5 protein-coding genes and 1 pseudogene are annotated in these 11,437 nt (G+C 40.4%); 2 read left to right on the top strand and 4 right to left on the bottom strand.

Features of this window, described 5'->3' with window-relative positions; genetic code table 11:
• Positions 1-8 precede the first annotated feature (8 nt).
• The 3 genes from EXN75_RS10155 to EXN75_RS10145 all read right to left on the bottom strand — a co-directional run bounded on the left by EXN75_RS10155 (position 9) and on the right by EXN75_RS10145 (position 8,639).
• Complete coding sequence (locus EXN75_RS10155; RefSeq protein ID WP_134843718.1) at positions 9-1,850, bottom strand: RagB/SusD family nutrient uptake outer membrane protein; 1,842 nt, start codon at positions 1,848-1,850, stop codon at positions 9-11.
• 12 nt (positions 1,851-1,862) lie between these two features.
• Positions 1,863-5,099: a SusC/RagA family TonB-linked outer membrane protein gene (locus EXN75_RS10150; protein ID WP_134843717.1), complete on the bottom strand. Its 3,237-nt coding sequence runs from the start codon at positions 5,097-5,099 to the stop codon at positions 1,863-1,865.
• A 300-nt stretch (positions 5,100-5,399) separates the two neighbouring features.
• Positions 5,400-8,639: a pectinesterase family protein gene (locus tag EXN75_RS10145; RefSeq protein WP_134843716.1), complete on the bottom strand. Its 3,240-nt coding sequence runs from the start codon at positions 8,637-8,639 to the stop codon at positions 5,400-5,402.
• 302 nt (positions 8,640-8,941) lie between these two features.
• Between EXN75_RS10145 and EXN75_RS10140 the strand changes: the two genes are divergently transcribed.
• The gene (locus tag EXN75_RS10140; RefSeq protein WP_134843715.1) at positions 8,942-9,619 is read left to right on the top strand and encodes a hypothetical protein; all 678 of its coding nucleotides are present in this window, start codon (positions 8,942-8,944) and stop codon (positions 9,617-9,619) included.
• Between the two features lie 531 nt (positions 9,620-10,150).
• On the opposite strand, the gene EXN75_RS10135 is transcribed toward EXN75_RS10140, so the two are convergent.
• Positions 10,151-11,188, bottom strand: a complete 1,038-nt coding sequence (locus EXN75_RS10135; protein WP_134843714.1) for a single stranded DNA-binding domain-containing protein — start codon at positions 11,186-11,188, stop codon at positions 10,151-10,153.
• Between the two features lie 71 nt (positions 11,189-11,259).
• Between EXN75_RS10135 and EXN75_RS18250 the strand changes: the two are divergent.
• Positions 11,260-11,437 (top strand): annotated as a pseudogene (locus EXN75_RS18250) (IS982 family transposase); the annotation flags it as partial.

The following is an 11,437-nucleotide window of genomic DNA, read 5'->3' as shown; positions in this document are numbered from 1 at the left end:
TGAAGTTATTAATACCAAGAGTAATTTTTAAGACTTGCATTGTCATTGAGGTTGACATTGAAGATAGGCCAGTACTGACGCTTGTCAGGATCCTGTACGTAAAGATAATCCTTGACATCATCAAGCGAAGTAGCCTTAATCCATGTAGCAGCATCACCCTTACTGTCAGCATACTCTGTGTAACCTTCTGGATCCAATTCAGTTTCACCATAGTTCAAACCATAGATAACCAATTTGGCATTAGCAGTTGTGTAAGATACATCTCCACGTGACCAGCTATATGGTACACGCTTGTAGTAAACATGACCTGATAATTGGCTATATGGATGTTCTGCATCGTAATCCGCCAAGTTGACAATTGCGTTCATCTTTGCCTTAGCTTCGTCCATCTTGGTCTTCAAAAGTCCCCAGCGAATCAAGTCAGCCTTGCGGATAAATTCACCAGCAAACTCAAGACCACGCTCTTTTACGATAGCATTAAACATGGATTCTTTACTTGCAGAAACTTGATTGATATATGAGCTGACGTCACCACCCAAGGCACGCTTGTGAATTTTTTCGAGATAAGGAGCTGCAGCGGCAGGACCATTCAACTCATTTTCCAATTCAGCACGCATCAGAACAACATCAGCATAACGCATATAGAGTCTGTTGATACCATCATCATTACCAGCTGGGATCAAACGGTTGGTCCACTCATAGCGGAGTTTACCAAAGCTCCAACTCTTGAATGACTGCAACTCTTGTTTACCTTTATTCCATTGGAAAGGACAGCAGGTAACATCACGACGGGTGTCGTTCTTGTCATACTCAAAATAAAGAGTAGGAACAGGACCCACTTGGCTACCTTGCTTCATGGTTGTCATTTCATCTTCTGAGTTATGCTTGATACCGAATGTGTACATCATACGGCCACGAGCAGGAGCGTTGCTGTAACCAATCTCAAACAAAGATTCACTACCAGCTGCGATGATGTCACCAGAGATACCATTGTTGTTCCAGATATCTTCAAAGTTAGACTTCAAGGCAACATACTGTCCTTCAACACCCATTACATCCTTACAAGCTTGGAGGGCAATAGGATAAAGTACTTCCTTACTCAATTCTGGGTCTGTGCTTAAACGGTTTTCACCATCCATGCGTTGTGCATAACCTGCAGCCTGCATACAAACTCTTGCTAAGAGACCTTTAACAAAAGCCTTATTAACACGTTCAACGGTTTGAGTAGCCTCCAATTCGTTAGGCCATGCGCATAAGTCCTGAGCTTCTTGCAAGTCAGCTATAATCTGCTTGTAGATAATGTCACGATCAGAACGTTCTGCGTACATGTTTTCAGAATTTACAGGCTCAAAACGAGCAGGAACATCACCCCACATGTTAATCAAATCTACATACTGGAGAGCACGGAGAGTAAGAGCCTCACCTAAAAGCTGCTTGTTTTTTGCATCAGACAAATCTGCATGTTCTCTTAAACCTTTGATGGCAAGATTTGCACGCTCGATAGCTGCATACATTTTAGCCCAAAGGTCAGTACCTGTTGCTGTATTCATCTGGTCGTTAGCAGTTTGTGCATTGTATGTTGCCAAATCAGCTTTACCATCAGCCTTATTTGAGTTACCATAGAATTCAACATCGGTATTATAGCCATACCATACAGAACGAGCACGATAATTCTGCTCACCGAATTCTTGGTAGATATTAGCGATAGTTCCTTCAGCATACTCATAAGTGCTGAAAATATTCTTTCCATCCAAGGAAGAATCTGAACTTTGATTCAGAAAATCGCTACATGAAGTTAGACCGCCTGCCATCAATACAGCGGCAAAAGTTTTAACTATGATATGTTTCATTGTAGTGTCTTATTAGAAATTCAAGTTGAAACCAATAACAAACTGACGGCTCTTAGGATATGCAGAATAATCTACACCTGGTGTCAGAGCGGTCTTGTTACGAGAAGATACTTCTGGATCAAATCCAGAGTAACCTGTAATGCAGAATACATTGTATGCTGTTGCGTAGAAACGCAAACTGTTGATACCTACACGCTTTGTTAAAGTCTGTGGCAAGGTATAACCCAATGTGATTGTTGCAAGGCGGAGGAATGAACCATCTTCAATAGCCCAGTCTGTCAATACATAATTGGTATATGGAGACCACATTGTTGTGTTTGCATTCATAGCAGCTAACTGCTCAGGATCATTGCAGAGAGTACCGTCTGCATTGAGGTTGGTCCAACGCTTGCCATCAGCCATTATATCCAACATGTTACGATAGTAATATTGTGAAGCTGAAGTGTATTCAATCTTGTTTGCATTGTAAACATCATTGCCGATGCTATAAGTGAAGTTAGCATTCAAGTCGAAACCGTAGAGACGACCTGAGATATTGAAACCACCAGTTGCAACAGGATTAGTATCACCAATCTTAACGCGATCATTGTCATCTACACGATAATCTTGGTTTTCACCATCACCTTCGTTTATGTTTTGGAGTTTCAATGCACCTGGACGAAGGTAGCTTGCACCGATTACCTTGCTGTCATCAGATACACCTTCTTTGAGAATCCATTTTTTCTTAACTTCGTCATAGCCCTCAAAGTCACTTACTTCATAACGGCCTGCAACCTTATAACCATAGATTTCACCTACAGCACGACCAGGTTTAACAATGTAGTCGTCCTGAATCTGGGTAGAAGCCCAGTTTGAAGAAGCTTTGTATTGATCCAAAGAACCTAAGGTCTTCACCTTGTTCTTGTTGAAACCGATATTTCCACTGATGCTCAATGCATAATCTTTCTTGTTAATGGCGTTCCATGTAAGAGAGATTTCTAAACCCTTGTTCTCTGTTTCGCCTAAATTGCGATACTGGTAGTCATAACCAGAACCAGATACAGGGAAAGCAATCAGCAAGTCTTTGGTTGTATTCCAATATGCTTCAATGCTACCAGTCAACTTACTCTTGAAGAGTGTAAAGTCAAGACCGATATTGCGGGTAATCGTAGTCTCCCAAGTCAAGTCAGGATTTGAAGCAAATGTACCAGACTGACCAGATGCAAGACCGCTTGTCCAAAAAGAATTAAACTGGTTCAACCATGTAGAGTTGCTTGAACTCCAGATAGGTGATGTCTGGTCAGCAGGAATGTTGTTGTTACCAGCAGTACCATAAGAGAAACGGAGTTTCAAGTCATCAAGCCAGTCATTTGTCTTCTTCATGAATGGCTCAGATGAAATACGCCAAGCAACAGCTGCTGATGGGAAGTATCCCCAACGATTTCCTTCAGAGAATTTAGAAGAACCATCGGCACGGAATGTTGCACTCAAAAGGTACTTATCCATAAAGTTATAGTTAGCACGACCGAAGAATGACAAGAGGTTGTCATCTGCATTATTGTACTTGTTTACAAAATATGGCGTACCCTGTGAAGACATTGCCCAAGCCTGAGCGGCAGTAAATGTAGTTGGGAATAAATTCAATCTATCCTCGTTGACGTTACTCTTTTTATTGATAGTTTCTTCACCCAAGAGAATGTTCAGACTATGATCTTTATTCTTGATAAGATTCTTAAAGTCATAGTTCAATGTATTGGTATTGCGGACTGTCTTACGCTGAGTGTCGATGAAGTAAGCCATAGGGTGGGTACCCTTTGTGTCAACACTATTAGTACGTGCATTGTAGGTTGATGTACCATAGTATTTCTTGTCAGTATTGTAGTACCAGTCCAAACCGAATTCACTCTTGAACTTCAAGTTCTTGATGATTTCCCATGTGAAGCTACCATTCATGTTGAAGTTCTGGCGGCTCTGCTTTCTATCTGTATCATATACAGAAGTAATAGGGTTTGTCAACTGAAGATCTGGATCGTATCCGTCACTCAAGTCAGCAAAGTTGAACATAGGGTAAATCATAACGTTCTTCATACGAGAGTCTGCTGTTGAAACCTCGGTCTTGCTCTCATTAGCACCTGCACCATTGACAAGTGTATTAGAATAACGCATAGAGAAATCTACAGAAACCTTCTTGTTTACCTTGTGATTTAATTTCAAACTCAAGTTGTCACGGCGATAAGAAGAACCGAGCATGATAGCCTTATCATTTACGTGTGCATAACCGAAATTGAATTTTGTCTTTTCGGAACCACCAGTAATAGAAAGGTTGTGGTTGAATGTGTTACCTACACGGCCGAATACCTGATCTTGCCAGTCATTCTCAGCTGCATTTTCATAAAGGTCACGATCTTCCCAATTACCGAAGAGGTTGGTATATTTATCTTCATTGTCACGCAAGAGTGCATATTCACGCTGCCATTTTACGTAATCACTACCTGAAAGAGTATTTAAGGTCTTAGCCATTTTCTTCCAAGAATAGTAAGCATTGTAAGATACGTTTACCTTGCCCTCTTTACCACTCTTAGTAGTAACGAGGATTACACCATTTGCACCGCGGGAACCATAGATAGCTGTTGAAGAAGCATCCTTCAAAACTGTAATATCTTCGATTTCAGAAGCAGGGATATCGCTGATACTTTCTACAGGGAAACCATCTACAATGTAGAGAGGAGTATTATCGCCAGTGATAGAACCACCACCACGTACTCGAATCTTCATTTCTGCATCAGGAGAACCTTCTGTTGCTGTAATCTGCACACCTGCCATTTTACCTTGAAGAGCTTCTGTAGCATTGGCTACAGGTACAGCCTCAAGAGCTTTGTTATTTACTGTAGCTACAGAACCAGTCAAATCCTTTTTCTTAACAGATCCGTAACCGATAACCACGACGTCATTCAATGTTGTAGCATCGTCCTCAAGTTTGATGTTTACAACGGATTTGCCAGATACGTTAACAACTTGTGGTTTCATACCTACGTAAGAAACCTTCAATTTTTTACTGTTGCCTTTCAGCGTGATGGTGAAGTTACCATCGATGTCAGTAACACCGCCGTTGCTAGCAGAGCCGTCTTCGATGACAGAAGCACCGATGATAGGCTCACCAGTATTGTCGGTGACATTACCTTTGATCACTGTTTGCGCAAAGCCATTGGCTGACATAGTCAATGTAGCTGCAAAGAGCGCAAATCTAAGTTTTTTAAAATTACCAGACATACACTTTTGGTTAGATTAATATTTAATAGTTTTCTTTTTTATGATTTTGTAGACTAGGCAAAAACTAAAATTACAATTAGATTGCTTCGTTTCGTATGCAAATTTATGAAAAATAATTCTAATAATCATGCTTTTTTCAGAAAAAAATGACGTAAACGTTTGCGAAATTAAAAGAAATATATAGAATTACATTTGATAAAAAACATAAATCCCCAACAAGAGTACGCCGATTTTTATTCGGTTTCCTCTTATTGAGGATGCTTATGGTCTAATATATTTCAATAACTGTTTCAGTACCGCTTACTTGACAATCACCTTGCTTGTCTTCTTGCTTCCATCCTTGAAGGTCTTTACAATGATATTGATGCCTTTTTGGAGGTTAGAGAGTTGAGTGCCGTCAGCTGCAAAGATTGCTGTCTTGATGGCGGTTGCTTCCGTTGCCATGGTGCTATTGATTCCTGTACTAACAGTACCGTTTGCTGTACCGAAGCCACCCATATCATTTGCAGCACGAACCGTGAAGGATGCTTTGTTGTCATTTACAGTCAATGAATTCTCTGTTGTCAGCGTGTAGAATTTTCCATCTTTTGCTACGAGATACATCTTTGCATCACCAGTCCATGAAAGTTTGTCGTCCTTTAATGTTGTGACTGTGGCAGTTGCCTGAGCTGCTTTAGCTTCTGGTTTCCAGCCGCCGAATACCGCATCGAGGGTGTATGTTGCTGCTTCTTCAGCAGTCAGGATAATGTTCTCTTCTGCCTTCTGCTGAGTAGCACCAGAGTTCTTGAAGATTACTTTCTTCTCTGCAGGAGAGAATACGTTACCTTCTGCGTCCTTCAATACGTCGAGGCGGAACTTGTCTGCCATCGCATCGCCCATCGCGTTGATGGTGAAGTAAGCGTACTTCTTGTCATCGTTCAGAATCTCATCCTTTTGGTTCACGGTTGTGTTGAGCCAGGTAAGACGGGTGATATTGTTCCATGAACGACCAAGACTGAAGTTTGCAGCTTTGTTTTCAATGGTACAATCTTTGAAGATGTATCCCCATTCACTCTTGCTGTTAGGAGCTGCAATCACATCCTCACCGTTCTTTTCGCCTTCCTTGCGACTCTCGTTTACGAAGAGTACACGGTTGAAATATACATCGCCGCCACCACAAACGTAGTCCACGGTGCCGTGAATCTCTGAATCCTCAAAGTAGAACTGGCCCTTGCCGTTTGGCTCATTGCTATAGTAGGTATCCTGGTAAGAGAGCATCTTCACATTCTTGCAGATGGTCTGGGTACCACGATCCTGGAGGCAGACAGCACGACCGGCTGAACCGCTCTTGTAGTATTCCAGTGCATTCTGTAGGGTGACGTCCTGCATATAGAGGTTGTTGCTTGTGTTGAGAAGGGTAGCGGTGGTACCGATGCCCTCGTTCTCGATAGCAGGCTTGTTGACGATGATGGTCTTGTCCATGCTCTCACCGATGATAGAGATGTTGTTACCGCTAATCTGAGTGAGGCACTTGTCTCCCAAATCGTATGTTCCGTCTGGTAAGAAAATGTATGAACGTGGAGCGTCTGTTGCTGCGTTAGCTGCATTGACGATTTCCAATGTTGTGCTGAAACTCTTTGCATTGCCTGCCTTTACTGTGTACCAGTTACCATCTTGAGCATAGGCTGGTTCTGTCATGTTCACAATGCTAAGGCTGTGGAGGTAAGCATTAACGGCGAATGTAAGTGTGTACTCGCCACTTTCTGTAGAGCTGTTCTGCAGGATTGTGCTGATACCATCCTTGTTTGCCTTAGCCTCTACACTTGCAATCTTATTACCTTTAGGGTCTGTCAATGTGATTTCGCCTGTGGTTGAATATTGGCAGAGATCCAATTTGAGGTAACCCTTGCCACCCATCAAGATTTTAATCTTGTCACCAGCAGCAAAAGTCCAGCCATGTGTTTTATCGTGCCATTTACCATTGCCTTCTACACAGAATGCTTCATGGTCGTCTGCACAGAAACCTTCCTTCTGAAGATTGAAGTCGTAGCGAGCTGTTGTGTTGGCTGTTTCGATGTCGGTAACGACTGCATAGAGTTTTGTATCTGATGTAATCACTGATGATGTCGTATATTTCTTTTCATCCTGCTTTACAGATGTTGCCCAGCCGCGGAATTTCTTTCCGTCAGTTACGGTCACCTTTCCTTCTGCCTCTTTATCGAAAGAAGCGATTGTAGCATCCTGCTCAACCTTTTGGGTGCCGATAGCTGTTGTTTCGTCTATATCATAATAGGTGAGGGTGAAGTCTGGCTTGAAGCCTACAGTCAACTCGTATATTGCTTCATCACCATTAGCTTCTACCACGATTGAAACGACTGTTTCCTGATTGTTGCCCTCTCCGGTAGTAGTATAGGTTGTACTCTTGATGGTTCCGTTGTTTGCTGTGATTTCTGTCAGAGGGTTGGTCTCTGAAATGAGATTCGCCTTCTTTGAGACAAGAATAGTTGCCAATTGCTTGCCTGTAGCATCCTCGTTGAAGATATCTACTGCTTGATATTTTTCTCCGTTGAGGCTGAAGCTTCCGAGCATAGGGGTTTTGCTCATATCGACATTACCATAGATAGCAAGGTCGGTAACGAATGCATTCTGGTTCAATGTAAAGCTCTCGAACTTGATTTGGCAGTTGGTGCGATTTACATCAAGAGACAAGTCCTCTCCTTTGGTAGTTACGATGCTTTGGTTGTGAATTGGTACCCAATCTGCATCTCCATCGCCCTTTACTGATACTTTAATGCCACGTTTGCTACCTGTTGCAGCCTGATGCAGGGTGATTTTTGTGATATTGGCCAAAGCAGAGGTTACTGCGCTTGGTTCGGCTGTGCTATACTCCCCCGTGTATTTTAGGGTCTTCATATAACCAGTTCGATCAGGAAACTTTGTGTTTGTTCCTTTTGGGTTAATCTCAACGCCATTAAGTGTCATGGTAAATGCCTCTTTACTGTAGAGTGTCTTGAGGTTTACCGCAGTGTTGTTGGCTGTTTTGCCATCTACATTCTCCCAATTAGTGAAGTCGGTAGAGTAGAGTGTCTTTTCTTGAATAGCACTTGCTTGTACTACCTTTATTTGATAGAGGTAACAGTTGGCTGTTGCTATTACTTCAACATAGCCTTGAGCTACTTCTGCAGAAGAGGCTTTGTGGTCTGTGATATCTGCTGTCGCTGCAATACCACCTATTGTATAATTGTGATAGTTGGGATAACTTGTCACAGTAACTACATCTTTGGCAGACTTCACTGGAATCTGAAGTTTTGTACTTGTATTAAACTGGGCATCGCTTGTTCTTCCCTTTAGTTTGCCTGTAGATGCATCGACGTGCATAGAGATACCGTCAACTGTTGATTTTACCTCACCAGTTGCACTTTGAATATTAGTCGCGGTATTGATACCTTCAGGCAAATTATTCTGAAAGTCCCAAATCGCCGTAACATCTTGTGCTTTTGCTATGCATGCAAAGACAAGTAACAGACTAAACAGTCCGAATCTCAGTAGATTTCTTTTCATTGTTTGTTACTTTTAGGTTTAAATTTATAATGTTTTATATTTATACTTGTATAGTTTTACTTGTTTGTTTCAAGTATGATGGACTTACTTGTTTGCTCAAGTAGATTTCCGTGGCAAAAATACAACAAATATCTGTAATATGTATGTAAGATATTGATGAAACGCACGTAATCGTTTGCGTGAGATTTCTCTACTTTTCTGTTCTATTTTATCAGATAATGTGTTACTTTTGCAAACGAAAATATGCTAATAATATAATTTTTCAAACAACTTACAAATTAAAAACTTAAAACATAACGATTATGAAGAAATTCTTTACTCTTATTGCCGCTGTCGCTATGGCAGCAAGTATGAACGCTCAGACTTTGTCGTTCGATACAGATTATGCAAGCGGTTCTGTGCCAGCCACTTTTTCTGCAAATGGTTTGGTCTTGTCTATTGTTGATACAGCCAGCAAACTTTCTGTAGATAAAAATTCTGCTTATTTTGGTACTGATGATTCTTATCAGAAGTTTGATAAAAGATTGAAATCTGGTGGAAAGTCTTCATCTAACAATAATTTGACTCTTACTTTGCCTTCAGATGGTACTCTTAAAGTATATGCTCGTACAGGATCTTCTTCTGCTACAAACCGTAATGTTATATTGACACAGAATGATGCAGAATTGGCTAATAAGATACTCTTAGAGTCAGAGGCTGTTTCTGTTAACATGATGGTTGATGGAGAAGAGGTAGCTAAGAAAGTTTATCCTGCTGTCTCTGTTGCAGTAAAAGCGGGTGATGTGTCTATCACTTATCCAATAGGTAGTATCAATTTCTATGGTTTTGAATTCGTGGCTGCTGGCACTACTGGCATTTCTGATATCCAAGCTCCAAAGTCTTCTAAGAATGGCGCAACATTAAATCTCTTAGGTCAGAAAGTTGCAAATGATGCTAAGGGTATTGTTATCAAGAATGGTAAAAAGTTCATTAATAAATAATTTCCTTTTGAAAGCGTAAAAAGGTTAATCATAGGTTTAAGGATATAGTTTAATTACCCCCTGTTGGCAATATGCTGGCAGGGGATTTTTTTCTGATAATTTGTTTTGAAACTAATATTTTGACAAAGTTAAGCATAAAATATGTAATAAGTGTAGTTTTTCTTTCCTTTTATATATTTTTATGACAAAATGAGTTTTCTTCAAGCGGTTCTGTTTTTCCAACCCTTACCCCACTTTCATTTTTGCGTGGGCAAGCAATAATTTCTCCTTGCCCACGCAATAAATTTTCCTTGGGCAGGGAAGAAAAATTCGGCTTCAATAAAAAATGCAGTTTATGGAAAAATTAGTTTACATAGGATTATCAGTTTTAAAGATGAGAGAGTGATGCGTTATGATGAAGTGTGAATGGTAGTGATTGAATGTAGAGAATAAAAAATCCCAGTTTCTCGTCTGTTACAACGTGAAACTGGGATTTGATGTTAGGGAATCTGATAAATGGAATTGTATCCTATCAGATTATTTTGTTTACTTTTACTTCTGGATAAACTTCTTGCCAGCCTTAATAACGACACCCTTGTATTCCTTACCTACCTTCTGACCAGCGAGGTTGTAAGCAGGAGCATTAGCGTCTGTTGCCTCGGTTGTAATGTCTTTAATGTTTGTAGTCTGGCCATTCAGAGAGTAGAGCTGATTGTTCATGTCAAGCTCGTATTTATTATTGAATTTCTTCAACTTGCCCTTTATGATAACAACATCACCAGCCTTGAGTTGGTCTGCAGATGTGAAACCTTCTCCGCCAAAATATTTTCCGCTGTAAACTTCCAGTTCGTTGGTTGCTTCACCATTATCTGAAATTTTGTATGATAAGCTATTGAATTGGGTGTTGAGTGTTCCGACACTTGTGATAATACCCTTTACGTAAACCTCAGTAGATAAACCTTTTCCTGCATCAATCAGTTCCTTTGCCTTTGCAACAGTATAAGCTGTTTCTGGTGTGTTAGAGATATCTACAATGTCAGGATTAGTTCCTTTCTTGTAATATTCTACCTTTTTTACGCTTACTAAACCATTTTTTGAGGCATGTTTTTTGCAATCAATTGCCAATTTGTAGTAGCAGTTCTCTTTAGGAGTCTTTATTGTAAAGACTGCGTCTCCTGCGGCAATCTTTTCGAGGTTGACTGTCTCGAGAACAGTTTTTCCTTCTTTGTCTGATGTAACTTCGAGTTTGATAGAGTTTACGTGATCAGCTACGATATTGTCTATGTCTACTACAACAGAAGATATCGCTTCGTCAATAGCAAAATCCGTAGTGATGGTTCCTACTAATGCAGCTTTCTTTCCACCGCATTTTATCCATTTCCAATTGTTGTTCCAATTGTTGTTGTTGAAGTTAACAATAGACCAGGTGTCTGTACCGATTTTTGCTGTCCATGTCTTGTCGTAACCTCCTACTTTGTTGTCGGCTTTGTTGTCGTCAGGGAATGTCAACGTTTTGTAAGCCTGACCGAATGCCATGTTGGCGATAAATGCCAATACGGCGATAAATGCATAGCGTAAATAATTCTTCATAAACTTTAAGATTTAAAATTAGTAAACCTGTTGGCGGAATTAAAAAACCGCCTGAAAATTAGTATATTTTTATGGAGAAAAAGTTGTGCATCTCGTTGATTTTTAGTAACTTTGTAGTGTCCAATTATAAAGTTATATATTTCACGCTATGCACAACTTGTATGCAAATTTCGTAAAAATTCTTGAGATATGCAAGGATTTCTCCAAAAATTTAGTTAATGAGCTAGGAAATATTCCTCGCCCAGGAGT

The sequence above is a fragment of the Segatella hominis genome (assembly GCF_004535825.1).
Classification (GTDB): Bacteria; Bacteroidota; Bacteroidia; order Bacteroidales; family Bacteroidaceae; genus Prevotella; species Prevotella hominis.
This window is presented reverse-complemented; position numbering and strand designations above follow the sequence as displayed.

Excerpts from the sequence above, each read along its gene's own strand:
- EXN75_RS10155 (WP_134843718.1), bottom strand. The coding sequence starts at position 1,850 with ATGAAACATATCATAGTTAAAACTTTTGCCGCTGTATTGATGGCAGGC.
- EXN75_RS10150 (WP_134843717.1), bottom strand. The coding sequence starts at position 5,099 with ATGTCTGGTAATTTTAAAAAACTTAGATTTGCGCTCTTTGCAGCTACA.
- EXN75_RS10145 (WP_134843716.1), bottom strand. The coding sequence starts at position 8,639 with ATGAAAAGAAATCTACTGAGATTCGGACTGTTTAGTCTGTTACTTGTC.
- EXN75_RS10140 (WP_134843715.1), top strand. The coding sequence starts at position 8,942 with ATGAAGAAATTCTTTACTCTTATTGCCGCTGTCGCTATGGCAGCAAGT.
- EXN75_RS10135 (WP_134843714.1), bottom strand. The coding sequence starts at position 11,188 with ATGAAGAATTATTTACGCTATGCATTTATCGCCGTATTGGCATTTATC.